General features: G+C 62.9%; 22 protein-coding genes and 1 pseudogene. 8 read left to right on the top strand and 15 right to left on the bottom strand.

The window, feature by feature from the left end; genetic code table 11:
- Window positions 1–65 precede the first annotated feature (65 nt).
- The 8 genes and pseudogenes from hisI to DWF74_RS31025 all read left to right on the top strand — a co-directional run bounded on the left by hisI (window position 66) and on the right by DWF74_RS31025 (window position 5,085).
- Window positions 66–458 (top strand): phosphoribosyl-AMP cyclohydrolase, encoded by a 393-nt coding sequence (gene hisI, locus DWF74_RS18145; RefSeq protein WP_102862783.1) that lies wholly within the window; start codon window positions 66–68, stop codon window positions 456–458.
- A gap of 1 nt (window position 459) precedes the next feature.
- Window positions 460–792: a phosphoribosyl-ATP diphosphatase gene (locus tag DWF74_RS18140; protein WP_011058798.1), complete on the top strand. Its 333-nt coding sequence runs from the start codon at window positions 460–462 to the stop codon at window positions 790–792.
- A 25-nt stretch (window positions 793–817) separates the two neighbouring features.
- A complete protein-coding gene (locus DWF74_RS18135; RefSeq protein ID WP_102862782.1) occupies window positions 818–1,099 on the top strand; it encodes a twin-arginine translocase TatA/TatE family subunit in 282 nt (93 codons plus the stop codon).
- A gap of 10 nt (window positions 1,100–1,109) precedes the next feature.
- Window positions 1,110–1,550: a Sec-independent protein translocase protein TatB gene (gene tatB / locus DWF74_RS18130; protein WP_115581435.1), complete on the top strand. Its 441-nt coding sequence runs from the start codon at window positions 1,110–1,112 to the stop codon at window positions 1,548–1,550.
- Entirely contained in the window at window positions 1,547–2,341 is a 795-nt protein-coding gene (gene tatC, locus DWF74_RS18125) for a twin-arginine translocase subunit TatC (RefSeq protein WP_102882096.1), read from the top strand. The genes tatB and tatC overlap by 4 nt, the downstream gene beginning before the upstream one ends.
- Window positions 2,338–3,045 carry a 16S rRNA (uracil(1498)-N(3))-methyltransferase gene (locus tag DWF74_RS18120; RefSeq protein ID WP_115581434.1) on the top strand — a complete coding sequence of 236 codons (708 nt, stop codon included), beginning with the start codon at window positions 2,338–2,340 and terminating at the stop codon, window positions 3,043–3,045. The genes tatC and DWF74_RS18120 overlap by 4 nt, the downstream gene beginning before the upstream one ends.
- Before the next feature lie 123 nt (window positions 3,046–3,168).
- A pseudogene (locus DWF74_RS31030) lies at window positions 3,169–4,179 on the top strand (methyl-accepting chemotaxis protein); the annotation flags it as partial.
- A 33-nt stretch (window positions 4,180–4,212) separates the two neighbouring features.
- Window positions 4,213–5,085, top strand: coding sequence for a methyl-accepting chemotaxis protein (locus DWF74_RS31025; RefSeq protein WP_371826193.1), 873 nt, complete (start codon window positions 4,213–4,215; stop codon window positions 5,083–5,085).
- A 62-nt stretch (window positions 5,086–5,147) separates the two neighbouring features.
- Here the strand turns inward: DWF74_RS31025 and DWF74_RS18110 are convergent, their stop codons facing one another.
- The 15 genes from DWF74_RS18110 to DWF74_RS18040 all read right to left on the bottom strand — a co-directional run bounded on the left by DWF74_RS18110 (window position 5,148) and on the right by DWF74_RS18040 (window position 23,852).
- A complete protein-coding gene (locus DWF74_RS18110) occupies window positions 5,148–5,882 on the bottom strand; it encodes an amino acid ABC transporter ATP-binding protein (RefSeq protein ID WP_102862777.1) in 735 nt (244 codons plus the stop codon).
- Window positions 5,875–6,834, bottom strand: coding sequence for an amino acid ABC transporter permease (locus DWF74_RS18105; protein WP_102862776.1), 960 nt, complete (start codon window positions 6,832–6,834; stop codon window positions 5,875–5,877). Before DWF74_RS18105 ends, DWF74_RS18110 begins: the two co-directional genes overlap by 8 nt.
- A gap of 146 nt (window positions 6,835–6,980) precedes the next feature.
- Window positions 6,981–7,778 carry a transporter substrate-binding domain-containing protein gene (locus DWF74_RS18100; RefSeq protein WP_102862775.1) on the bottom strand — a complete coding sequence of 266 codons (798 nt, stop codon included), beginning with the start codon at window positions 7,776–7,778 and terminating at the stop codon, window positions 6,981–6,983.
- 225 nt (window positions 7,779–8,003) lie between these two features.
- On the bottom strand, window positions 8,004–10,574 hold the full coding sequence (gene mdoH / locus DWF74_RS18095; RefSeq protein ID WP_115581433.1) for a glucans biosynthesis glucosyltransferase MdoH: 2,571 nt from the start codon (window positions 10,572–10,574) through the stop codon (window positions 8,004–8,006).
- A complete protein-coding gene (locus DWF74_RS18090; protein WP_115582461.1) occupies window positions 10,567–12,390 on the bottom strand; it encodes a glucan biosynthesis protein G in 1,824 nt (607 codons plus the stop codon). Before DWF74_RS18090 ends, mdoH begins: the two co-directional genes overlap by 8 nt.
- Before the next feature lie 276 nt (window positions 12,391–12,666).
- Entirely contained in the window at window positions 12,667–13,104 is a 438-nt protein-coding gene (gene dtd, locus DWF74_RS18085; protein WP_102862773.1) for a D-aminoacyl-tRNA deacylase, read from the bottom strand.
- On the bottom strand, window positions 13,101–14,072 hold the full coding sequence (gene pip, locus DWF74_RS18080) for a prolyl aminopeptidase (protein WP_102862772.1): 972 nt from the start codon (window positions 14,070–14,072) through the stop codon (window positions 13,101–13,103). Before pip ends, dtd begins: the two co-directional genes overlap by 4 nt.
- A gap of 217 nt (window positions 14,073–14,289) precedes the next feature.
- On the bottom strand, window positions 14,290–15,090 hold the full coding sequence (gene hutG / locus DWF74_RS18075; protein ID WP_102862771.1) for an N-formylglutamate deformylase: 801 nt from the start codon (window positions 15,088–15,090) through the stop codon (window positions 14,290–14,292).
- A gap of 10 nt (window positions 15,091–15,100) precedes the next feature.
- A complete protein-coding gene (gene hutI / locus DWF74_RS18070; protein ID WP_115581432.1) occupies window positions 15,101–16,306 on the bottom strand; it encodes an imidazolonepropionase in 1,206 nt (401 codons plus the stop codon).
- Window positions 16,307–16,318: 12 nt separating this feature from the next.
- On the bottom strand, window positions 16,319–17,731 hold the full coding sequence (locus tag DWF74_RS18065; protein WP_102862769.1) for an amino acid permease: 1,413 nt from the start codon (window positions 17,729–17,731) through the stop codon (window positions 16,319–16,321).
- A 156-nt stretch (window positions 17,732–17,887) separates the two neighbouring features.
- Window positions 17,888–19,426 (bottom strand): histidine ammonia-lyase, encoded by a 1,539-nt coding sequence (gene hutH / locus DWF74_RS18060; RefSeq protein WP_102862768.1) that lies wholly within the window; start codon window positions 19,424–19,426, stop codon window positions 17,888–17,890.
- Between the two features lie 116 nt (window positions 19,427–19,542).
- Window positions 19,543–21,066 (bottom strand): HAL/PAL/TAL family ammonia-lyase, encoded by a 1,524-nt coding sequence (locus DWF74_RS18055; RefSeq protein WP_115581431.1) that lies wholly within the window; start codon window positions 21,064–21,066, stop codon window positions 19,543–19,545.
- Between the two features lie 69 nt (window positions 21,067–21,135).
- The gene (locus DWF74_RS18050) at window positions 21,136–21,966 is read right to left on the bottom strand and encodes a quaternary amine ABC transporter ATP-binding protein (protein ID WP_102862766.1); all 831 of its coding nucleotides are present in this window, start codon (window positions 21,964–21,966) and stop codon (window positions 21,136–21,138) included.
- The gene (locus tag DWF74_RS18045) at window positions 21,963–22,814 is read right to left on the bottom strand and encodes an ABC transporter permease (protein WP_102862765.1); all 852 of its coding nucleotides are present in this window, start codon (window positions 22,812–22,814) and stop codon (window positions 21,963–21,965) included. The genes DWF74_RS18050 and DWF74_RS18045 overlap by 4 nt, the downstream gene beginning before the upstream one ends.
- A gap of 72 nt (window positions 22,815–22,886) precedes the next feature.
- Window positions 22,887–23,852 (bottom strand): ABC transporter substrate-binding protein, encoded by a 966-nt coding sequence (locus tag DWF74_RS18040; protein WP_102882106.1) that lies wholly within the window; start codon window positions 23,850–23,852, stop codon window positions 22,887–22,889.
- Window positions 23,853–23,879 lie beyond the last annotated feature (27 nt).

The raw sequence follows: 23,879 nt of genomic DNA, 5'->3' as shown, positions 1-23,879 counted from the left end.
GCTGGCAAACTGTCGAAATCGCCGAGGCGTCACCAGCGGGTTGAGCCCGGTTGTCGGAGTCGAAAATGAAAGATTGGCTGGACCAGATCAAATGGGATGCGCACGGCCTGGTGCCGGCCATCGCCCAGGATCACAAGACCGGGCGCGTGCTGATGATGGCCTGGATGAACCGCGAGGCCTTGAGCCTGACCGCTGCCGAGAACCGCGCCATCTATTGGTCACGTTCCCGTGGCAAGCTATGGCGCAAGGGCGAAGAGTCCGGGCACGTGCAGAAGCTGCATGAAATGCGCCTGGACTGCGACGCTGACGTGATCATCCTGATGGTCGAGCAGATCGGCGATATTGCCTGTCACACCGGCCGCCACAGCTGTTTCTACCGCGTCTACGAAGACGGCGAGTGGAAAACCGTCGAACCGGTCCTCAAGGACCCGCACGCGATTTATTCTGCAGGACACTGACATGAGCGATACCCTCACCCGTCTGGCCCAAGTGCTGGAAGAGCGTAAAGACGCCGCAGCCGACAGCTCCTATGTGGCCAGCCTATATCACAAGGGGCTGAACAAGATTCTGGAAAAAGTCGGTGAAGAATCGGTGGAAACCATCATCGCCGCCAAGGACGCCGCCATCAGCGGTGACTGCAGCGATGTGATCTATGAAACCGCAGACCTGTGGTTCCATACCCTGGTCATGCTGGCGCAGTTGGGTCAGCACCCCCAGGCCGTGCTCGATGAACTGGATCGCCGCTTCGGTCTGTCTGGACACGCCGAGAAAGCCTCGCGTCCGTCCGCCTGAACAACTTTCTAAGAGGAAACGCAGCATGGGCATTTTTGACTGGAAACACTGGGTCGTCATCCTGGTGGTCGTGGTACTGGTATTTGGCACCAAGAAGCTCAAGAACCTGGGCACCGACGTTGGCGAATCGATCAAGGGCTTTCGCAAGGCCATGAACGACGACGAAAAGCCCGCCGAGCCCGTAGTACCCCCAGCGGCACAGCCCGTGCCACCGGTTCAGCCACAACAAAGCGCTCCGCTGAACCAGCCGCACACCATCGATGTGCAGGCACAAAAAGTCGAAGAGCCGACCCGCAAAGACTCGTGAGCACTGACTAATGTTTGGTATCAGCTTCTCTGAACTGCTGCTGGTGGGCCTGGTGGCCCTGCTGGTGCTCGGCCCCGAGCGCCTGCCTGGCGCGGCGCGTACCGCCGGCCTGTGGGTCGGGCGCCTGAAGCGCAGCTTCAACGCGATAAAACAGGAAGTTGAACGTGAAATCGGGGCCGACGAAATCCGCCGGCAACTGCACAACGAGCACATTCTGTCCCTGGAGCAGGAAGCGCGGAAGATCCTCGCTCCGACCCAGCAGCAACCGACTCCGGTCGAACCGATTGCCGAGCAGACGATTCACTCGCCAAGCTCTGCGCCGGTAGCTGAAACGGCCCCGGTGACCGAAGCGCCGCTGCCAACGACTCCGATTGCCGAGCCTGCGGCCCCGGTGGCGACACCCGCCACCACGGCCCCCCACGACCCCACTTTGCCGCCGCGAGCCCCATGAGCGATATCCCAGAGAACGACCAACACATGCCGCTGGTGTCGCACCTCACCGAGCTGCGTACCCGCCTGCTGCGCTGCGTAGCGGCGATCTTCATCATCTTCGCCGGGTTGTTCGCCTTCACCCAGCAGATCTACACCATCGTCTCCACGCCACTGCGCCAGTACCTGCCGGTGGGTGCGACGATGATCGCCACCGACGTCGCCTCGCCATTTCTCACCCCGCTGAAACTGACCATGATGGTCTCGCTGTTCCTGGCGATCCCGGTGATCCTGCATCAGATCTGGGGCTTTATCGCCCCCGGGCTGTACAAGCATGAGAAGCGCATCGCCGTACCGCTGTTGGTGTCGAGCATCCTGCTGTTCTACATCGGCATGGCCTTCGCCTACTTCCTGGTGTTTCCGCTGATCTTCAAGTTCTTCGCTGCCGCCACCCCGGCCGGCGTGGAGATGATGACCGACATCACCAGCTACCTCGATTTCGTCATGACCCTGTTCTTCGCCTTCGGCGTGGCTTTCGAAATCCCGGTGGCGGTGGTGCTGCTGGTGTGGATCGGCGTGGTCAACGTGGCCTACCTGAGGAAGATCCGGCCTTACGTGATCATTGGCTGCTTTGTGGTGGGCATGATTCTCACCCCGCCGGATATCTTCTCCCAGACCCTGCTGGCCGTGCCCATGTGGCTGCTGTTCGAAATCGGCGTGCTGTTTGGCGGGCTGATCAGCAAGCGCGGCGACCACCCGGACGATGCCCCGGCTGACGATCACAACGACCAGCCGCCAGCGACCCAAGCGTGAACCTGCTGCTTCTGGAAGAGGCCGACTTCATCGCGGCCGACCTAGTGGTGCTGCGCGACCGGCGCCTGACCCATATGCAAGAAGTGCATCGGGTAGCGGTAGGCGACAGCCTGCGGGTCGGGCGTGTCGGCGGGCTGATGGGTTCAGCCCGGGTGCTGCGCCTGGAAGCCACCGAAGCCGAGCTGCAAATCACCCTGGACCAGCCCCCCCCGGCCAAGCTGCCGCTGACCATGGTGCTGGCCCTGCCACGCCCGAAGATGCTTCGTCGAGTGCTGCAGACCGTCGCCGCCATGGGCGTGCCACGGCTGGTGCTGGTCAACAGCTACCGGGTGGAAAAGAGCTTCTGGCAAACCCCGTTCCTGGAACCCGGTGCCATTCGTGAACAGCTGATTCTCGGCCTGGAGCAGGCTCGCGACAGCGTGCTACCTGAAGTGGTCATCGAAAAACGCTTCAAGCCCTTCGTCGAGGATCGCCTGCCGGCCCTCAGCGCAGGCACCCTGGGCCTGGTGGGCCACCCCGGCCAGTACCCGCCCTGCCCCCGCGGCCTGGATGAACCGGTCACCCTGGCCATCGGCCCCGAAGGTGGCTGGATCCCCTACGAGATCGATCTGTTGGCCAAGGCCGGCCTGCAACCGGTGCAACTGGGTGAACGCATCCTGCGGGTCGAAACCGCCGTCACAGCCCTCCTCTCACGCCTGTTTTGAGCAAAGGCTCCGTACCAGCCGGAGCTTTCACCAGCAATATCAATTAGCCATCTACCTACAGAATCCACCGCTCCCGCCGATAGCCTATGGTTAAGCCCATCTTGCTAAAAGGGAGTTCGCAGCATGTACCGTTGGCTAGCCAGGAACCTGGGAAATGTAAGCGTCAGCCGCAAACTCGGTATCGGCTTCGGCCTGGTACTGCTTCTGACCCTGTTGATCACCGCCACTGGCTGGACCGGCCTGGGCCGAGTGATCGACCGTGGCGACAAACTCGGCAACATCTCCACGCTCTATGGCATGACCAAAGACCTGCGCATCGCCCGTCTCAACTACGAGATGCACCATGGCGAGCAAGGCCCGGCCGCCGTCAACGACATACTCAAACAACTCGACGAAGGTCTGCGGGCCGCCCGTGTGCAACTGCAGCAACCTGAAAGCATTGCCATGCTGGATCAGCAACTGAGCGCCGTGGCCGAGTACCAGAAAGCCTTTGCCGACATGACCCGCGCCACTACCAGCCGCGAGGCCGCCCGGGCCCAGCTCGGCGCCAGTGCCGACAATGCCGTGGCCCGTGTGACCGAGGTCGAGAAGTCGCTGCTGCAAGGCGACAGCGTGGCTCAGTTCAACAGCGTCATCGACCTCTCCAAACTGATCCAGCAGGCACGCTTCCAGGTGCGTGGCTACACCTATAGCGCCAAGCCGGCAGCCAAACAGCCGGCTCTGGATGCCATCGATAACGCGCTGAACAACCTCACCAGCCTGCCGACCCGCCTGCCGGAGCAGCACATTGCCAACCTGCAGCAGGCCAGCGACTCGCTTAAAGCCTACCGAGCGGCCGTCAGCAACTTCAGCGACGCCGAAGAGGCCAGTGCCGCGGCCCTCCTGCGCATGGCTGCCCAGGGCGACCGGCTGATGACACTGAGCAACCAATTGACCAGCGTACAGACCGCCAAGCGTGACAGCGATGCCAGCCAGGCCAAGAGCACCCTGCTGATTGCCACGGTACTGGCGTTGGTGTTTGGCCTGATTGCCTCGTGGGCCATCACTCGACAGATCATCCAGCCGCTGCAACAGACCCTCAAGGCCGCCGAACGCGTGGCTGCCGGCGATCTCAGCCAGAACCTGGCAGTGGATCGCCACGATGAACTTGGCCAACTGCAGAAAGCCATGCAACGCATGACCCTCGGCTTGCGGGAACTGATCGGTGGCATCAGCGACGGCGTGACCCAGATCGCCAGCGCCGCCGAACAGTTATCGGCCGTCACCGAGCAGACCAGCGCCGGGGTCAACAGCCAGAAGGTGGAAACCGACCAGGTGGCCACGGCCATGAACGAAATGGCCGCCACGGTGCAGGAAGTCGCGCGCAATGCCGAAGAAGCCTCAGAGGCCGCTGTAGCCGCCGATCAGCAGGCCCGCGAGGGTGATCGCGTGGTGAACGAGGCCATTGCCCAGATCGAGCGCCTGGCCAGCGAGGTAGGCCACTCCACCGAAGCCATGGGCCACCTCAAGCAGGAAAGTGACAAGATCGGCAGCGTACTGGATGTCATCAAGTCGGTGGCCCAGCAGACCAACCTGCTGGCCCTCAACGCCGCCATCGAAGCGGCCCGGGCCGGTGAAGCCGGACGTGGTTTCGCCGTGGTTGCCGACGAAGTGCGCAGTCTTGCCCAGCGCACCCAGCAATCCACCGAAGAGATTGCCGAGCTGATCGTCGGCCTGCAAAGCGGCACCCAGCAAGTGGCCAGCACCCTGGACACCAGCCGCAGTCTCACCGACAGCAGCGTTGAACTGACCCGCCGGGCCGGGGGGTCGCTGGAGAACATCACCCGCACCGTGTCGGCCATCCAGGCGATGAACCAGCAGATCGCCGCGGCAGCCGAGCAGCAGAGCGCGGTAGCGGAAGAGATCAACCGCAGCGTGTTGAATGTGCGTGATGTGTCTGAACAGACTTCATCGGCCAGCGAAGAAACCGCGGCCTCCAGCGCCGAGCTGGCGCGGCTGGGGATTCACCTGCAAAGCCTGGTGGGGCGCTTCCGGGTCTGACCCGCTTCGCCGGTAATTCGGCTCCTGCATCCCCTGCAGGAGCCGAATTACCGGCGAAAGCCTCACAGCACCTGACGCAGGAAAGCCTGGGCCCGAGGGTCTTTCGGCGCAGCGAAGAACACCTCCGGCGCCGCATCTTCCAGCAGCTTGCCGTGATCGAAAAACAGCACCCGATCCGCCACTTCCCGGGCAAAACCCATCTCGTGAGTGACGCAAACCATGGTCATGCCTTCCAGGGCCAGGGTCTTCATCACATCCAGCACCTCGCCGACCATTTCCGGGTCCAGGGCCGAGGTTGGCTCATCGAACAGCATGACCTTGGGCTCCATCGCCAGGGCCCGGGCAATCGCCACCCGCTGCTGCTGGCCGCCGGAAAGCCGCGAAGGAAACTCGTGGGCCTTCTGTGCGATACCGACTTTCTCCAGCAACGCCAGGGCCTTGGCCTCGCGCTCCTGCTTGCCCCGTTTGCGCACCACCTTCTGCGCCAGGCAGAGGTTTTCCAGCACGGTCATGTGGGGGAACAGGTTGAAATGCTGGAACACCATGCCGACTTCCCGGCGATAGGCGTTCACATCGGTCTTTGGATCGGCCAGTTGCAGGCCGTCGATGCTCACCGAACCCGAGTCGAACTCTTCCAGGCCATTGAGGCAACGCAGGAAGGTCGACTTGCCGGAACCGGACGGACCGATCACCACCAGCACTTCGCCCTTGGCCACCTGGGTGGTGACGTTATCCACCGCACGCACCACCTGGCCGCGGGTGTCGAAGACTTTTACCAGATCGCGGACTTCAATCACTTTGCGCGAGCCTCCGCTCAAGCCGACTGGCCATCTTCGACAGCGGCAGGTTGATCAACAAATACAGGCCCGCCACACAGAACAGGATCTCGAACGGCGAGAACGAGGTGGTAATGACTTCCCGGCCGCTCTTGAGCAGCTCGGTAATGGCGATCACCGACACCAGCGAAGTGTCCTTGACCAGGCTGATGAACTGCCCGGCCAGGGGCGGCAGCACTCGTTTGAACGCCTGAGGCAGCACCACGTGACGCATCGACTGGCCGGCGCTGAGCCCCAGGGAGCGGGCCGCTTCGTTCTGCCCGCGGGTGATGGACTGCACCCCGGCACGGACGATTTCCGCCACATAAGCCCCGGTAAACAGCGACAACGCAGCGATCCCGGCGAACTCCCGGGACAGGTTGAGCACCGTGCCGATGAAGAAATAGAAAATGAAGATCTGCACCAGCAGCGGCGTCCCCCGCACCAGCTCGACATAAATCGTCGACAGGTCGCGCAGGGTCGGGTTGCTGGACAGCCGGCACAGGCCGGTGCCAAGGCCGATGAGCAGGCCCAATACGCCAGACACCACCGACAGCCACAAGGTGGTCCACAAGCCCCACAACAGGGGGCCCGCCGCCCAATGCCGGGTCACGCCAATCACGTCGCCTTCGGCCACGTCATCGCCGCTAGCCACCTGCAGGCTGCCTTCATCGACACTCAGATGCTGCTCGGCACCCGAGTCACCGCGCAGGGTGACTTGAGCCTTGCCGCCCTGGCGCACAACCTCGGCGACGGTGGAGATCTCCGCCGCCCGCTGGGATTCTTCGGCCTGGTAAACGAAGTATTGGGGGACACGGTTCCAGCGCCATTCGTAGGACATCAGCGAGGTGGCGTAGTAGAGAGCGCCGGCCAGGCCGATCAGCACCAGCACGGTCAATACGTGCCAGGGCCATTGGGCTTTTTTCTGTTTCATTGCTGTGCAGGTTCCGGAGTGGGTATTGCGAAATCAGACGCTTTCGCCGGCCAGCCGGCGCCTACACATGCCCCCGTAGGAGCCGGCTGGCCGGCGAAGGAGAACGGTGCGCGGTCACTGAAACGACCCGCACCGCCCAAGCAGCGTTACTCCATGTCCTTGAGCCACTCGGTGCTCTTGAACCACTTGTCATGGATGCGATCGTAGGTGCCGTCTTCGCGGATCTGGTGCAGGAAGTTGTTGATGAAGTTGATGCTGTCGTAGTCACCCTTCTTCAGGCCAAAGGCCAGAGGCTCGTAGGTGAACGGCTTGTCGAGGAACGTCAGCTTGCCGTTGCCCACCTTGTTCACCGCCACCACGTTGTACGGGGCGTCGTAGATAAAGGCGTCGGCCTTGCCGTTGACCACGTCCAGCACCGCTTCCTGCTCGTTGTCGTAGCCGTGGTACTTGGCCTTGGCGATCAGCTTCTTGGCGACCATTTCCCCAGTGGTGCCCAGCTTGGAGGTGATGCGGTAGTCGGCGCTGTTCAGATCCTTGTAGGACTTGATGGTGCCTTCCAGGTCTTTGCGGATCAGCAGGGTCTGGCCGACCACGATGAAGGGCTCGCTGAAGTTCAGGCGCAGGTTGCGTTCCTGGGTCAGGGTCATGCCGCTGCCGATCATGTCGAACTTGTCGGTGAGCAGCGCCGGGATAATGCCGTCGTAGCCAGTGGAAACCAACTCCAGCTTGACTCCCATGGACTTGGCCATGGCCTTGAGCAGGTCGACTTCGAAACCGATGATTTCGCCGCGCTTGTTGGTCATCTCGAACGGCATGTAGGTCGGGTCCATGCCGACCTTCAGCGTACCGCGCTTGACCGCGTCATCGATGGCGCCGGCCTGGGCGGTAGTGACCGCCAGCATGGCGGCGGCGCCTGCCAGCAGCAGCGAAAGATACTTCTTCATCTCAAGTCCCCTGAAGCCATTTTATTGTGGTGTCTGCACGCGGCGGGCCTGGAATGAAAATCTTCGGATATCAAGCCATTGTCGATCACGCACAGAAATTTGCGGGAGCGATGCTAACGCACTCGGCCGTTTGCACAAGGATTTTTGTTGTTACAAAGGGGGGATACGGGGCTATTGGCCGCGCAAAGCAAAACGCCCTTGAGTGGAGGCTCAAGGGCGTTGGCTTCAGGCCGGTTGCGGTGCCGCCATCAGCGGCTGCAATGGCAGCAGCGGCGCATGGGGATCAGCATCCACCGACTGGCGCCAGGCATCCAGCCAATCGCTGTGGCCCTCGCTCCAGACTTGCTGGTGCAAGCGTCCCAGGGCCACCGGATCGCTCAACAGCGCCAGGCGCTCGCTGTTGTTCAAGGCCGCCGGGCCGACTTTCAGGGCATGGCGCACCCGCTCCTGGCGCAGCCACTCGATCGGCTCGGCCTGGGTGTGGCGGGAGGTGGCCAGGGCACAGGCCAGAGCGTTCTGCTGCGGGTCGACAACGGCGCGGATAAAGCCGTCGTTGAGCGCATGCCAGCGGTTCTCGTGGGTGTACTGATCGGTGGCCAGCAGCGCCTGGGGCGGAGCGTATTCCTCGGGAATCAGGAACAGGCTCTCGTCACGGGACTTCAGGCCCAGACCGACACGACTGGAGATCACCGACACCGGGATCGACAGCATCAGCGAACCGACAATCGGCACCAGCCACCAGAGGAAGCTGGGGTTCAGCCAGATCACCAGCAAGGCCCAGCAGAAGCCCAGCAGGGTCTGCGGACCGTGGCGGCGCACGGCTTCGCTCCATGGCGTGGAGTCGTCGTCACGTTGCGGCGAGTTCCAGGTCGCGGCCCAACCGAGGAACGCGGCCAGGACGAAACGGGTGTGGAAAATCATCCGCACCGGCGCCAGCAGCATGGAGAACAGCATCTCCAGAAGCATCGACAGGGTCACCTTGAACTTGCCGCCGAACTCTTTCGCACCCTTGGCCCAGATCAGGATGATGCTCAACAGCTTGGGCAAGAACAGCAGCACGATAGTCGTGGAGAACAGCGCGATGGCTTTGTCCGGGTGCCACTGCGGCCACAGCGGATACAGCTGCCGCGGTTCAAGGAAGTACTGCGGCTCCATCAGGGTATTGACCGCCAGCAGAGCCGTGGACAGCACCAGGAAGAAGAACCACAACGGCGCCGACAGGTAGGACATCACCCCGGTGAGGAACACCGCGCGGTGCACCGGGTGCATGCCCTTGACCAGGAACAGGCGGAAGTTCATCAGGTTGCCGTGGCACCAGCGCCGGTCACGCTTGAGTTCGTCCAGCAGGTTCGGCGGCAGCTCTTCGTAACTGCCAGGCAGATCGTAGGCAATCCACACGCCCCAGCCGGCACGGCGCATCAGTGCGGCTTCGACGAAGTCGTGGGACAGGATCGCACCGGCGAAGGCACCTTTACCGGGCAACGGCGCCAGGGCGCAGTGCTCGATGAACGGCTTCATGCGGATGATCGCGTTGTGGCCCCAGTAGTGCGACTCGCCCAACTGCCAGAAGTGCAGGCCGGCAGTGAACAGCGGACCATAGACCCGGGTGGCGAACTGCTGCATGCGCGCATACAGCGTGTCCATGCCCGAGGCCCGCGGCGCGGTCTGGATGATCCCCGCATCCGGCGTGGCTTCCATCAGGCGCACCAGGCTGGTCAGGCATTCGCCGCTCATCACGCTGTCGGCGTCGAGCACCACCATGTACTTGTAGTCGCCGCCCCAGCGACGGCAGAAGTCGTCGAGGTTGCCACTCTTGCGCTTCACCCGGCGCCGGCGGCGGCGATAGAAGATCTTGCCGAAGCCCTTGGCTTCCCGGCAGACATCCAGCCAGGCCTGCTGCTCGGCGACGCAGATATCACTGTCGTTGCTGTCGCTCAAGACGAAGAAGTCGAAGCGATCCAGATCACCAGTAGCCGCCACTGACTCGAAGGTGGCGCGCAGGCCGGCAAACACCCGCGGCACGTCTTCGTTGCAGATCGGCATCACCAGTGCGGTACGCGCGTCCTTGGGAATCGGCTCGTTGCCGGCGCTGGCCCCGGAAATGCGGTACTTGTCGTGACCGGTCAACAGCTCCAGGAAGCCCATCAACGCAGTCCAGAAACCCGCCGACACCCAGCAGAACAGGATGCCGAAGAGGATCAGGATGCTGGTCTGCAGAGCATAGGGCAGCACTTGCTGCGCGGTCTGCATCAGCGGCTGGTGCATCACCTCTTCCAGATCGACGAAGGACCAGCCCTGATACGGCATGATGCCTTTCATGTACCAGCCGGCGACGATGGTCTGGCCGAGCATCAGCACCAGCAGGATGTAGCGGCGGATCGAACCCACGGTGCGCCAGCGGGCCGCCGGCAGCACACGCTCGTCCTTCTTCGGCGCCGGCGGGTTGGTGCGCCCGGTCAGGCGCCGCCAGCCGCGCACCAGGATATTGGTGCGCCACGGCTCCGGTACCACCTTGGTGCGGCGGATTGGCGGCGTGGCCTTGAGGCAGACCCGACCTTCGGCGTCGACCGCAAGCATCTCCGCTTCTTCGAGTTCCGCGGCGGTGCTCAGGGACAGACGCTGGCCCACCGATGCCTGGGCGGCATCGGTTGGAGCGTCGAAGGTCGTTGACGACAGACGTTGGTGCAGTTCGCTGAAGGACTGGCAGCCCGCGAGCTCCGCGCGCTGCGTATCCGACATCGGCAAGTGCGCCAGGTACTCGGCAAGAGTCTCTGGCTGTAGTTGAGAGTTACTCATCGGCAGGCAACTGATAGCTCCAGGTCTCGGTCAGGACTTGTTCAGTTTTAACCGGTTCCGGTGTGGCTGGGGCCGCCTCGGCAGCAGGCTGCTTGGCGTCTTTGTGGTCCTTGGCGTTCTTGGCGTCTTTGGCGTCTTTGGCCGGCTTGGCGTCAGCCTGCTTGGCCGCTGCCGCAGCGGCTTCCTTCTCCTTCTTCTCCTGTTGCTTGGCGGCGATCTTGTCGGCCTTGGCAACGGAGGAGTTGGAGTTTGGCGTCGAGGCCTTGGCCGGCTCGGCGACCGGGATGTTGCGCACCAGCGCGGCCCGCATCTCGGTGGCCTTGCTCGCATCCTTGATCTTCATCCGCAGAGTCAGGCGCCAGCCTTTGGTTTCCGGGTTGTAGCGAACGCTGTTTTCCACCAGCTCGGCGTTGTCGCCAACACTGACCTGGCTGCGCACTTCGGCGTTTTCCGGCAATGCCGCCAGGGATGGGCCCTGGAAGTCCACCAGGTAGGCAACGCTGCCATCGGGTTGACGAATCAGGTTGGATTGCTTGACGTCACCGGTAGAGCGCAGGGTTTGCTGCACCCAGGCGCTGTCAGGCGAATGCAGAGCGGCTTCGTCGATGGTCCAGTGCATACGGTAGGCGAAGTCCAGCGGCTGGCCCGGTTCAGGCTGCTTTTCCGGGCTCCAGAAGGCCACGATGTTGTCGTTGGTTTCGTCCGCAGTCGGGATCTCTACCAGGTCGACGGTGCCTTTGCCCCAGTCGCCCTTGGGCTCGATCCAGGCGCTTGGGCGCTTGTCGTAGCGGTCGTCGAGGTCTTCATAGTGGCTGAAGTCGCGGCCACGCTGCAGCAGGCCGAAACCACGCGGGTTCTCTACCGAGAAGTTGCTCACGGCCAAGTGTTTCGGGTTGTTCAGAGGACGCCAGATCCACTCGCCGTTGCCGGCATGGATCGACAGGCCGCTGGAATCGTGCAGCTCGCGGCGGTAGTTGAGGACTTTCGACGGCTGGTTGGCGCCGAACAGGTACATGCTGGTCAGCGGGGCCAGGCCCAGCTTGCCCACCTTGTCACGCAGGAACACCCGAGCCTTGACGTCGACGACGGTGTCGGCGCCCGGACGCAGGGTCAGGCGGTAGGCGCCAGTGGCCCGTGGCGAGTCCAGCAGGGCGTAGATCACCAGGTGCTTGTCGGTTGGCTTGGGTTGTTGGATCCAGAACTCGCTGAAACGCGGAAACTCTTCGCCGGACGGCAGGGCGGTGTCGATCGCCAGACCACGAGCTGACAGGCCATAAGTGTGGCCTTTGCCAATGACGCGGAAGTAGCTCGCGCCCAGCATGGTCATGATTTCGTCTTGCTTGTCAGCCTTGTTGATCGGGTACAGCACACGGAAACCGGCATAGCCGAGCTTTTCGGTGGCCTTGGGATCGAACTTGACGTCGCCGAAATCGAAGCGACTCGGGTCGTACTTGATCTCGGAAACAGTGTTGGCGCTGATCTCGTTGATCTTCACCGGCGTGTCGAAGTGCATGCCCTGGTGATAGAACGACAGCTTGAACGGGGTCTTCTGATTGGCCCATTCGGCTTTTTCGCTGAGGAAGCGGATTTTCTGGTAGTCCGCGAACTTCATCTCACGGAACTCGTTCGGCAGGTTACTGCGCGGGGCCTCATACTTTTGCCCGGCCAAGTCTTTGGCCTTGGCCGACACATCATCCAGGTTGAATGCCATGAGTTGACCGGCGCCGAACAGGCAGACCAGCGCAGAGCCCGTCACCAGTGCGTTTCGTAACCGTTTGGCAAACAAGTTTGGTGCATTACAGGGACTAACAATCACGAGCAACCCTCGCCGAAAACAGATCTAAGAACCAACGGCCAGCTATCTATATGCCAGGTTGGCGAGCATTGTTCCGACTCCGATGGGGCTAAATGATTCCCCAAACGGCCGTGGACAAGTCTCTACTAAAGTCAAAATGGACCAACGAACGCTGATCCCCGTAGCGCGCGATTATCTAGTAGCCCGCGTTACAACGCATCAGGGGTAACAAAGTATTTATCGTGAAAAACAGCAGTTTCCGGCTCAAATCGGCGGAAAAAGCTGTTTCAGGCGTTTTCAGGTCTGTAACAGGAAGGTTACCGGGCCATCGTTGACCAGATGCACCTGCATGTCCGCGCCAAAACGCCCTGATGCCACTTTGCCATGCAACTGTTGCGCCTTCGCTATCAGGTAATCAAAAAGCTCTTCGCCAAGGGCCGGTGGTGCAGCCGTGGAAAAGCTTGGGCGCAACCCGCTCTTGGTGTCTGCCGCCAAGGTGAACTGCGACACCAGCAGCAGCCCGCCCTGCACATCCGCCAGGGACAGGTTCATCTTGCCCTCAGCATCGCTGAACACCCGATAGTTAAGCAGCTTGTGCAGGAGTTTGTCGGCGCTGGCCCGAGTGTCCTCGGGCTCTACCGCCACCAGCACCAGCAAGCCCTGGTCCACCGCACCGACTATTTCCCCGGCCACTTCCACCCGCGCGCCGCGCACGCGCTGCAACAGGCCCTTCATGCTTCTTCGGGCGGCAGGTCAAGCAGGCGGCGCGCCATCTGATCAGTGGCGCGTACCAGAGCGTCGGTGATGCCGGGTTCCGAGGCGGCGTGACCGGCGTCGCGTATCACCTGCAGCTCGCTGTTGGGCCAGGCCTGATGCAGCTCCCAGGCGTTGTCCAGGGGGCAGATCACGTCGTAGCGACCGTGGATGATGACCCCGGGCAGATGGGCAATCTTGCCCATGTCGCGGATCAACTGGTCCGGTTCGAGGAACGCGTTGTTGATGAAGTAATGGCATTCGATCCGGGCAATCGACAGCGCCCGCTGCGGCTCGGAGAAGCGGTCCACCACCAGCGGGTTCGGACGCAGGGTCGCGGTGCGCCCTTCCCAACCCGACCAGGCCTTGGCGGCATGCATCTGGGCGATCTGGTCATTGCCGGTCAGGCGCTTGTGGAAGGCGCTAACCAGGTCATGACGTTCCTCCAGGGGAATCGGTGCCACGTAGTCCTGCCAGTAATCCGGAAACAGGCGGCTGGCGCCGCACTGGTAGTACCACTGGATTTCCTGGGGACGGGCCAGGAAGACGCCCCGCACGATCAGGCCCAGCACCCGATCCGGGTGGGCCTGGGCATAGGCCAGGGCCAGGGTCGATCCCCAGGAGCCACCGAACAACACCCATTTGTCGATGCCCAGGTGCTGGCGAATCCGCTCCAGGTCCGCCACCAGGTCCCAGGTGGTGTTGTTCTCCAGGCTCGCGTGGGGGGTGGAACGCCCACAACCGCGCTGGTCGAAGGTGACGATGCGGTACAGGTTCGGGTCGAAATAGCAGCGACTCGCCCCATCACAGCCCGCCCCCGGGCCACCGTGAATGAACACCACCGGCAAACCTTCCGGTGAACCACTTTCGTCGACATACAGCACATGGGGCTTGTCGACGGCCAGATCGTGCCGGGCATAGGGTTTGATCTGCGGGTACAAAGTCTGCATTACGCGCTCCGTGGAGGTCGGGTTCATCCCTGCTGGGGACTTCATTTATGCTGCCGTTCGGCATCATAAACCCGAATTACGCAATCAGCATGTCCTTGAAGAAAACAGGGTTGTTCAAGGGATTGCAACGAGTTGCGCAGGGCGCTTGGCGAGCAAGCTCGCCCCTACATAAAGGCGTGCATCCGCAATAGGAGCCAGCTTGCAGGCGCAAGCAATGTCAGCGGTAACGCTCCTGCCCCCAGGCCAGCAGTCCCTGGAGCAATGCCTTGAGCACCACCTGGGTCGGTGCAGCCAGGTCCTCGCGATAGCGGAATGGCTCGAACTCCTCCATATAGGCGCTCTGCGCCAGTTCCAGTTGCACCGCATGAATGTGCTCGGCCGGGTTGCCGTAATGCCGGGTGATATGACCGCCCTTGAAACGACCATTGAGCACATGGGTGTAATCGCCGTGGGCGGCGCAGATGCTCTCCAGACGGCCGGCCAGTTGCGGATCGCAGCTGGCGCCGTTGAAGGTGCCGAGGTTGAAGTCCGGCAGCTTGCCCTCGAACAGATGAGGGATCAGCGAACGGATGGAGTGGGCATCGAACAGCAAGGCATAGCCGAACTCGGCCTTGAGCCGTGCCAGCTCCCCCTGCAGGGTGCGGTGATAGGGCCCCCAGACTTGCTCCAGGTACTGTTGTCGCTCTTCTTTGGACGGCGCCTGCCCTTCAACGAACAACGGCTCGCCATCGAACAGCGTCGCCGGGTACAGCCCGGTGGTAGCACCGACGTACAGCGGCTTGTCATCGGACGGCCGATTCAGGTCGATGACGAAACGCGAGTATTCGGCCGCCAGGGTGCTGGCTCCCAGCTCCTCGGCGAACTGATACAGCCGCGGAATATGCCAGTCGGTGTCCGGCAGGCTTTGCGCCTGTGGAACCAGCCCGGCCATCACTGCCGGGGTCAAGCGCGTACCGGCGTGGGGCATGCTGATCAGCAGGGGCACCCGGCCTTGTTTGAATGTCAGAACCTTATCCACAACCTGCCTCCTAAACAGTCACTTCAACGCCGTGTCGCACGACGCGTTTTTCCAGGTCGCCGCCCAGCCAGTAAGCCAGGTCGGCGGGACGATCGATCTGCCAGGCGACAAAGTCCGCCACCTTACCCTCCTCCAGTGAACCATGGGTCTGCTCCATGCCCAGGGCCTGGGCCGCGTGCAGGGTGACCCCGGCCAACGCCTCTTCCGGCGTCAACCGCAAACAGGTGCAGGCCATGTTCAGCATCAGGCGCAGCGACAACGCCGGCGAAGTCCCGGGATTGAGGTCGCTGGCCACGGCAATCTTCACCCCGTGCTTGCGCAGGGCTTCCATCGGCGGCAACTGGGTTTCCCGGAGGAAATAGAAAGCCCCCGGCAACAGCACTGCCACGGTTCCCGAAGCCGCCATGGCCATGGCATCGTCCTCGGTCATGAACTCCAGGTGATCGGCGGACAGCGCCCGGTAGCGCGCCGCCAGGCTCGAGCCATGCAAGGACGACAATTGTTCGGCATGCAGTTTCACCGGCAGGCCGAGCTTCTGCGCGGCAATGAATACCCGCTCCACCTGCGCCGGGGAGAACGCCAGGTACTCACAGAAGGCATCCACCGCATCCACCAGCCCCTCGGCCGCCAGGGCCGGGAGCATCTCGCTGCAGATGTGCTCAATGTAGTCGTCGCTGCGCTGGGCATATTCCGGCGGCAGAGCGTGAGCCGCCAGGCAGGTGCTGCGCACACTGACCGGCAACTCCTCGCCAAGACGGCGGATCACCCGCAGCATCTTGCGCTCGCTGGCCAGGTCCAGGCCGTAGCCGGACTTGATTTCCACGCTGGTGACACCGTCGCGCAACAGGCTCAGCAGACGCTTGCGAGCGCTGACGAACAGCTCCTCTTCAGTGGCCGCGCGGGTCGCCCTCACGGTGCTGGCGATACCGCCACCGGCCGCGGCGATCTCAGCGTAGCTCACGCCCTGCAGGCGCTGCTCGAACTCGCCGCTGCGGTTGCCGCCGAACACCGTATGGGTGTGGCAATCGATCAGGCCCGGAGTCACCCAGGCGCCGCCCAGGTCCTGGACCTGGTGGTCATCGGCGACCGGCGCCTGCTGGCGCCGGCCAATCCACTCGATGTGCGCCCCTGACGTCACGATGGCCGCGTCCTCGATGATCGAGTAAGTGCCCTGGGCCATGCTGGCGACGTTGCAGTGTTGCCAAAGAGTTCTCATCCAAGGCCTCCGTTAATGATCAGTAGGTAAAGAAGAATCGACGCGGATCTGCTGAGCCTGTCCCGCCGCCGGCTTGACCCACAGCATATAGGCCACCACCAGCAGAATGATCCACACCACGCCCACCATCAGCGCCGCTTGAGTTTTCGGGAAATAGCCCAGCACGCCGAAGATGAACAGCATGAAGGCAATCGCCGCTGCCGGCGCCCAAGGCCAGAACGGCACCTTGAACTGCAACCGGGCCACTTGCTCGGCGGTCATGGAGCGGCGCATCGCCACATGGGTCAACAGAATCATCAGCCACACCCAGACCGTGGCGAAGGTGGCCAGGGAAGCGATCAGCAGGAAGATGTTTTCCGGGATCAGGTAGTTCAGCACCACGCCACCCAACAGCGTCACGGCCATCACCACCACGGTCATCCACGGCACGCCGGCCTTGGAAATCTGGGCAAAGCCCTTGGGCGCCTGCCCTTGCTGGGCCAGGCCGTACATCATGCGCCCGGCACCAAAGATATCGCTGTTGATCGCCGACACCGCCGCCGAAATCACCACGATATTAAGGATGGTGGCCGCCGAGCTGATGCCCAGGCTGTCGAAGATCTGCACGAAGGGGCTGCCCTGGGTGCCGATCTGCGGCCAGGGGAAAATCGACATCAGCACGAACAGGGTCAGCACATAGAACAGCAGGATGCGCAGCGGCACCGCGTTGATCGCCTTCGGGATGACCCGCTGCGGGTCCTTGGCCTCACCGGCGGTGACACCGATGATCTCGATGCCGCCAAAGGCGAACATCACCACCGCAAAGGAGGCGATCACCCCGCTGATGCCATTGGGCATGAAGCCGCCATGGGCCCAGAGGTTGCTGGCGCCGGTGGCCTGCTCGGTGAGCGCGCTGCCAATGCCGAACAGCATGATGCCGAAACCACCGAGGATCATGGCGATGATCGCCCCGACCTTGAGCAGCGACAGCCAGAACTCCATCTCGCCGAAAACCTTGACGCTGCACAAGTTCAACCCACCGATGAGCAGGACGATGCCCAGCACCCAGATCCAGCGTGCCACCTCGGGAAACCAGAAGCCCATATAGATGCCAAAAGCGGTGACGTCTGCCAGGCAGACGATGAGCATCTCGAACGCGTAGGTCCAGCCCAGGATAAAGCCCGGCAAGGGCCCCAGGTACTGGCTGGCGTACTGCCCGAAGGAGCCGGACACCGGGTTGTGCACGGCCATCTCCCCCAGGGCGCGCATCACCATGAACACCGCTGCACCACCAATCAGGTAGGCCAGCAGCACCGCCGGGCCGGCCATCTGGATGGCGGAAGCCGAGCCGTAGAACAATCCGGTGCCAATGGCCGATCCCAAGGCCATGAAGCGTATATGGCGGGCTGTCAGCCCCCGACGTAATCCTGTTTCTTGCGATTGCATGTCATCGTCCCTTTTATTGTTATCGGACAAGTGCGTTCCGCGCAGAAGCGCGGGGCGGCAGAAACGGGCGCTCCGCGCCCGTTCAGCAGGTACAGCGAACCAACAGGGGCCACCGATCTCGGCCGAGCGCGGAGTCATCTGGCGGCCCGGCGTGCATTACAGGCTCGGCAACAACTGGGCTGGCAGCAGCCCATTCAGGCAGCGCGAAGCCAACAACTCGCTGGCCGCGTTGATATCCGGAGCAAAGAAACGGTCCTTCTCGTAGTACGCCACCTTCTCGCGCAGGGTGGCGCGGGCTTTTTCCAGGGTCGGCGAGGTTTTCAGGCCTTCGCGCAGGTCCAGGCCCTGACAGGCCGCCAGCCATTCCACGGCCAGCACACCGCGGGTGTTCTCGGCCATTTCCCACAAGCGCTTGCCGGCGGCCGGCGCCATGGAAACGTGGTCTTCCTGGTTGGCGGAAGTGGGAATGCTGTCCACCGAGTGCGGGTGGGCCAGGGCCTTGTTTTCACTGGCCAGGGCCGCAGCGGTCACCTGGGCAATCATGAAGCCGGAGTTGACCCCGCCATTGGCCACCAGGAACGGCGGCAGCTGGGACATGTGCTTGTCCATCATCAGCGAGATACGGCGCTCGCTCAGGGACGCGATCTCGGCGATGGCCAGGGCCATGTTGTCGGCCGCCATGGCCACGGGTTCGGCGTGGAAGTTGCCACCGGAAATCACATCGCCTTCGGCAGCGAACACCAGTGGGTTATCGGACACCGCGTTGGCTTCGACCACCAGCACTTCGGCGGCCTGGCGGAACTGAGTCAAGCAGGCGCCCATCACTTGTGGCTGGCAACGCAGGGAGTACGGGTCCTGGACCTTGTCGCAGTTCTGGTGCGAGGCGGACACCTCGGTGCTGTCCCCCAGCAATGCGCGATAGGCCGCAGCGGTGTCAATCTGCCCGCGCTGACCGCGAGCGGCGTGAATCCGTGGGTCGAACGGCGAGCGCGAACCCAGCACCGCTTCCACCGTCAGGCCGCCGCACACCAGAGCACCGGCAAACAGGTCTTCGCCTTCGAACAGCCCGCGCAAGGCGAACGCGGTGGACACCTGGGTGCCGTTGAGCAGCGCCAGGCCTTCCTTGGCGGCCAGGGTCAGCGGCTTGAGGCCGGCGACTTCCAGGGCCGCGGTCGCTTCCAGCCACTGGCCCTTGTAGCGCGCCTTGCCCTCACCCAGCAGCACCAGGGACATATGGGCCAGAGGCGCCAGGTCGCCGGAAGCGCCCACCGAGCCCTTGAGCGGGATATGCGGATAGACCTCGGCGTTGATCAGGGCGATCAGGGCATCGATCACCTGACGGCGGATGCCGGAGAAACCGCGGCTCAGGCTGTTGACCTTGAGCACCATGATCAGGCGCACCAGATCGTCGCTGATGGGCTCACCGACGCCAGCGGCATGGGACAGCACCAGGGAGCGCTGCAGGTTTTCCAGGTCGGCGCTGGCGATGCGGGTCGAAGCCAGCAGGCCGAAACCGGTGTTGATCCCGTAGGCAGTGCGGTTCTCGGCGAGGATCTGTTCGACACAAGCGACGCTGGCGTCGATCTGCGCCGAGGCGCTGTCGTCCAGGGTCAGGGTCAGCGGCTGCTGATAGATGGCCCGCAGTTGGGCCAGGGTCAGTTGGCCGGGAATCAGGTTTAGCGCAGTCACATTCATGCTCCTTTTGAGAGTTTTGTAATAACTACCAGTCGCTCCGGAAGCTTCCGTTATCCGTCGTCATTCGCGGTTTTGCACGAGTGACGCCTTGGCACGCTGGTGATGGAAAAAACGGTTCATTGCACCTTGGAAAAGCGTTTGTGCAGCAGCAAAGGGTCCTTGAGCAGCGCTGCGGCGTCGGCAATGTCCGGCGCCAGCCAGCGGTCCTGGTCATAGGCCGGGACCCGCTCGCGCAGCAGGCACCAGGCGATACCGGTGCCGGTGCCGAAACGCTGCTCCTTGAGAAACTCGAAGGCCTGGGCCGCCAGCAGGTACTCGATGGCCAGGATCTGGGTGCAGTTCTCCAGCACCTGATGCAGCTTCAGGGCGGCATTGGTGCCCAGGCTCAGGTGGTCTTCCTGCAGGCCCGAAGTCACGTAGTTGTCCAGCACCGCCGGCTGGGCCAGCTGACGGTTCTGTGCGCACAGCGAGGCGGCCACGTATTGCACGATCATCATTCCGGAGTTGACCCCGGGCTCGCTGACCAGGAACGCCGGCAAGCCACTGACATGGGGGTTGATCAAGCGGTCCAGGCGACGTTCGGCAATGGAGCCGATCTCGGCCATGGCGATGGCCAGCAGGTCCGCCGCCAGCGCCACCGATTGCCCGTGGGGGTTGGCCTGGGACACCACTCGATAGTGCTCCGGGGTGCCCAGCAGCAACGGATTGTCGGTCGCGCCATTAAGCTCGGTTTCCACTTGTTTGACCGCATGGGCCAGTTGATCCCGGGCGGCGCCATGCACCTGGGGAATGGAACGGATACTCAAGGCGTCCTGGGTGCGGATGCCGCGGCTGGCGGCGATGACTTCACTGCCATCGAGCAAGGCCCGCAGATTGCTGCCCACCACCTGCATGCCGGGGTGCGCCTTGAGGGCAATGATCTGGGCATCGAAGGCGTCGATCTGGCCCCGCTGGGCTTCGAAGCTCATGGCGCCGATGACGTCGGCCCACTGCAACAGGCGACTGGCATCGGCCAGGGCCAGGCAACTCAGGCCCGTCATGCACGGCGTGCCGTTGACCAGGCACAAGCCATCCTTGGCCCCCAGTTGCACCGTCTGCAGCCCCTCTTCGGCCAGGGCCTGTTCGGCGCTGACAATACGACCGCGATAGCTGACCTGACCGACGCCAAGCAAGGCGATGCCAATGTGGGCCATGTGGGTCAGGTAACCCACCGAGCCCTGGGACGGCACCTGTGGAGTGATGCCGCGATTGAGCAGGGTCAGCAGCGCCTCGACCACTTGCCGGTGGATGCCGGATTTGCCGTGGCTGTAGTTGATGATGGCGGCGCAAAGGATCGCCCGGGTCTGCTCATCGGCCAGCGCCGGCCCGACACCGCAGGCATGGCTGAGCAAGGTGTTGCGCGACAGCTGGCTGAGTTGCTCACCGGCCAGCACCACGTTGCACAAGGCGCCCAGGCCCGTGCTGATGCCATAGGCGCGCTCGCCACTGTCCACCACCTGGCGGACGATGGCCTGGGCATTGTCGATACGCGCCCAGGCCTGGGCCGAAAGCGCCAGCTGCGCGCCATGACGGGCGACAGCGACAACATCCTGCCAACCCAGAGGGGCGTCGGCGATAACGATTTTTTCAGCCTGGGACATCGGGGACCTCTTCTTGCAAACCTTGGGTTGTCTGCCGCTTTGCCGGACCTTTGGCCGGCAAGCCGGCTCCTACACGGTGGCGGCGCGGCGCTGGACGAAACGATCGACGTACTCATCCGCCGGCGAATGCAGGATCTCCTTCGGCGTACCCACCTGGATCAGGCGGCCGTCCTTGAGGATCGCGATGCGGTTGCCGATGCGTACCGCCTCGTCCAGATCGTGGGTGATGAAGACAATGGTCTTGTGCAGGGTCTTCTGCAGCTCCAGCAGCTGGTCCTGCATCTCGGCGCGGATCAACGGGTCCAGGGCGCTGAAGGCTTCATCCATGAGGATGATGTCGGTGTCCGCGGCCAGGGCCCGGGCCAGGCCGACCCGTTGGCGCATGCCGCCGGACAGCTGGTGCGGGTACTTCTTCTCGTAACCCTTGAGGCCCACGGTGTTGATCCAGTGCAGGGCCCGCTCGGCGCACAGCGACTTGCTCTCGCCACGCACCTTGAGGCCGTAGGCGACGTTGTCCTGAACATTGCGGTGGGGCAGCAGGCCGAAGCTCTGGAACACCATGCTGATCTTGTGCCGGCGGAATTGGCGCAAGGCTTCCATGTCGTATTGCAGGATGTCTTCGCCATCCACCAGGATCGCCCCGCTGGTGGGGTCGATCAGGCGGTTGAAGTGGCGCACCAGGGTCGACTTGCCGGAACCGGACAGGCCCATGATGACGAAGATCTCACCGGTGCCGATGCTCAGGGACAGATCATTGACCCCCACCACGCAGCCGGTCTGGGCCAGTACCTGATCCTTGCTCTGGCCCTGGCGGATCATCGCCAGGGCGTCAGAGGGGCGGTTGCCGAATACCTTGAAGACGTTCCTGACTTCGATCTTGCTCACGGCAGCGCTGCTCATTTGCTCACCTCATGACGTGGACGACCGTAGGCCTGGGTAATGCGGTCGATCACCACCGCCAGAATCACGATCGCCAACCCCGCTTCCAGGCCGCGCCCGACGTTGAGGGTCTGGATTCCCACCAGCACATCCTCGCCCAGGCCGCGGGCCCCGATCATCGAGGCGATCACCACCATCGACAGGGCCATCATGGTGGTCTGGTTGATCCCCGCCATGATGCTTGGCAGGGCCAGAGGCAGTTGCACGCCGAACAGCTGTTGCCAGCGGTTGGCGCCGAAGGCGTTGATCGCCTCCATCACTTCACCGTCCACCTGGCGGATGCCCAGGTCGGTGAGACGAATCAGCGGCGGTGCGGCGTAGATCACCGTGGCGAAGATCGCCGGCACCTTGCCCAGGCCGAACAGCATCAGCACCGGGATCAGGTACACGAAGCTGGGCATGGTCTGCATGATGTCCAGCAGCGGCATCAATACCGAACGCAAGCGGTTGCTGCGAGCCGAGAGAATCCCCAGGGGAATGCCGATCAGCACCGAGATCACGGTCGCCACCAGCATCAGCGCCAGGGTCTGCATCAGCTTGTCCCACAGGCCGACGGCGCCCACCAGGAACAGCAGGCCGACAATCACCGCCGTGGTCAGCAGCTTGCGGGTGGAGTGCCAGGCAATGCCGCCGACAATCGCCAGCATCAGCCACCAGGGCGCCATGCGCAGCAGGCCTTCAAGGTTGACGATGGCCCACAACAAGGTGTCGGAAATGTGCCGGAACACATCACCGTAATTGGTCACCAGGGAGTCGACCCAGCCGTTGACCCAGTCGGCGATGGAAAAGGTGAAGCTTTCTGGAAACATAAGAAACTCTCGATCAAAGGAGGTTGTGGTCCAGCCTCCGACGGCTCTTGTGAACCGTCGGAAAAGCCCGACCTACAAGGCCGCGTCGATTTTCCTGGCAGCGTCGTCGCTGACCCATGGGTGCCAGACTTCAGGATGTTCCTTGAGGAAGAGTTTCGCCAGTTTCGGCGACTCGATGCGTTCGCGGGTCATGCGCGCCAGATTCTGGTTGAGCAGGTCGATGGGCAGGTTGGCCTTGGCCAGTACCGCCACCAGTTCAGGAGCTTCGTCATGGAAGGTCTTGGACAGGCCGACCTTGATGCTCACGCTCTTGTCGACGCCGGGTTTCTCCTCCAGCTTGACCAGATCCACCTGGCCCATGAGCGGGGTCGGCGACCAGTAGTAGAAGAGAATCGGTTCGCCACGCTTGTAGCTCGACAACACCGCCGCATCCAGGGCCGGGCCGGTGCCCGGGCGGAAGTTGGTGTAGCTGCTTTCCAGGCCGTAGCTCTTGAGCATCTCGCTGTTGTCCAGCTCACAGGTCCAACCGGCCGGGCAGTTGTAGAAGCGGCCCTTGCTCGGTTCTTCCGGGTCTTTGAACACGCTGGCGTACTGGCCCAGGTCGGCGATGTTTTTCAGGTTTGGCGCCTTGGCTTCGAGCTTGCGCTTGGCGTCGCCCTCGATCACATAGCGCGGCACGTACCAGCCTTCGACGGCTCCCACCACCGGCGCGCCGACGCCCACCACCTTGCCGGCCTTCTCGGCCTTGTTCCACACCTCGCTGCGGCCCACCCACTCTTCGGCGAAGACCTGGATGTCATTGCTGCCCAGGGCGTTCTCCATGGTGATGGAGTTGCCCGGCAGGCTGTCGGTCTTGCAGTCGTAGCCCTTCTCCAGGACGAACTGCAGGACGTCGGTCAGCAACATGCCGCTTTCCCAATTCAGGCCGGCGAATTTCACCGGTTTGCCCGACTCGCACCAGCCGGCCGCCTGGGCGCCGGAAGCGGCCAGCAAGCCCATGGACAGCAACGTGGTCAGCAGGGTCTTATGCATTTTCATTGTGTGACGCTCCTAATCATGAGTTGG

It is taken from the genome of Pseudomonas protegens, from assembly GCF_003363755.1.
GTDB classification, from domain to species: Bacteria; Pseudomonadota; Gammaproteobacteria; order Pseudomonadales; family Pseudomonadaceae; genus Aquipseudomonas; species Aquipseudomonas danubii.
Note: the sequence above shows the minus strand (reverse complement) of the source record. Positions and strands in the feature narration are given on the sequence as shown.

What these genes read in the sequence shown, in the direction of transcription:
- hutH (WP_102862768.1), bottom strand. Translation starts at nt 19,426, where the DNA reads ATGAATGTGACTGCGCTAAACCTGATTCCCGGCCAACTGACCCTGGCC.
- mdoH (WP_115581433.1), bottom strand. Translation starts at nt 10,574, where the DNA reads ATGAGTAACTCTCAACTACAGCCAGAGACTCTTGCCGAGTACCTGGCG.
- DWF74_RS18140 (WP_011058798.1), top strand. Translation starts at nt 460, where the DNA reads ATGAGCGATACCCTCACCCGTCTGGCCCAAGTGCTGGAAGAGCGTAAA.
- hisI (WP_102862783.1), top strand. Translation starts at nt 66, where the DNA reads ATGAAAGATTGGCTGGACCAGATCAAATGGGATGCGCACGGCCTGGTG.
- DWF74_RS18105 (WP_102862776.1), bottom strand. Translation starts at nt 6,834, where the DNA reads ATGAAACAGAAAAAAGCCCAATGGCCCTGGCACGTATTGACCGTGCTG.
- hutI (WP_115581432.1), bottom strand. Translation starts at nt 16,306, where the DNA reads ATGAGAACTCTTTGGCAACACTGCAACGTCGCCAGCATGGCCCAGGGC.
- pip (WP_102862772.1), bottom strand. Translation starts at nt 14,072, where the DNA reads ATGCAGACTTTGTACCCGCAGATCAAACCCTATGCCCGGCACGATCTG.
- dtd (WP_102862773.1), bottom strand. Translation starts at nt 13,104, where the DNA reads ATGAAGGGCCTGTTGCAGCGCGTGCGCGGCGCGCGGGTGGAAGTGGCC.
- DWF74_RS18135 (WP_102862782.1), top strand. Translation starts at nt 818, where the DNA reads ATGGGCATTTTTGACTGGAAACACTGGGTCGTCATCCTGGTGGTCGTG.
- tatB (WP_115581435.1), top strand. Translation starts at nt 1,110, where the DNA reads ATGTTTGGTATCAGCTTCTCTGAACTGCTGCTGGTGGGCCTGGTGGCC.
- tatC (WP_102882096.1), top strand. Translation starts at nt 1,547, where the DNA reads ATGAGCGATATCCCAGAGAACGACCAACACATGCCGCTGGTGTCGCAC.
- DWF74_RS18055 (WP_115581431.1), bottom strand. Translation starts at nt 21,066, where the DNA reads ATGTCCCAGGCTGAAAAAATCGTTATCGCCGACGCCCCTCTGGGTTGG.
- DWF74_RS18050 (WP_102862766.1), bottom strand. Translation starts at nt 21,966, where the DNA reads ATGAGCAGCGCTGCCGTGAGCAAGATCGAAGTCAGGAACGTCTTCAAG.
- DWF74_RS31025 (WP_371826193.1), top strand. Translation starts at nt 4,213, where the DNA reads ATGCAACGCATGACCCTCGGCTTGCGGGAACTGATCGGTGGCATCAGC.
- DWF74_RS18100 (WP_102862775.1), bottom strand. Translation starts at nt 7,778, where the DNA reads ATGAAGAAGTATCTTTCGCTGCTGCTGGCAGGCGCCGCCGCCATGCTG.
- DWF74_RS18040 (WP_102882106.1), bottom strand. Translation starts at nt 23,852, where the DNA reads ATGAAAATGCATAAGACCCTGCTGACCACGTTGCTGTCCATGGGCTTG.
- DWF74_RS18065 (WP_102862769.1), bottom strand. Translation starts at nt 17,731, where the DNA reads ATGCAATCGCAAGAAACAGGATTACGTCGGGGGCTGACAGCCCGCCAT.
- DWF74_RS18045 (WP_102862765.1), bottom strand. Translation starts at nt 22,814, where the DNA reads ATGTTTCCAGAAAGCTTCACCTTTTCCATCGCCGACTGGGTCAACGGC.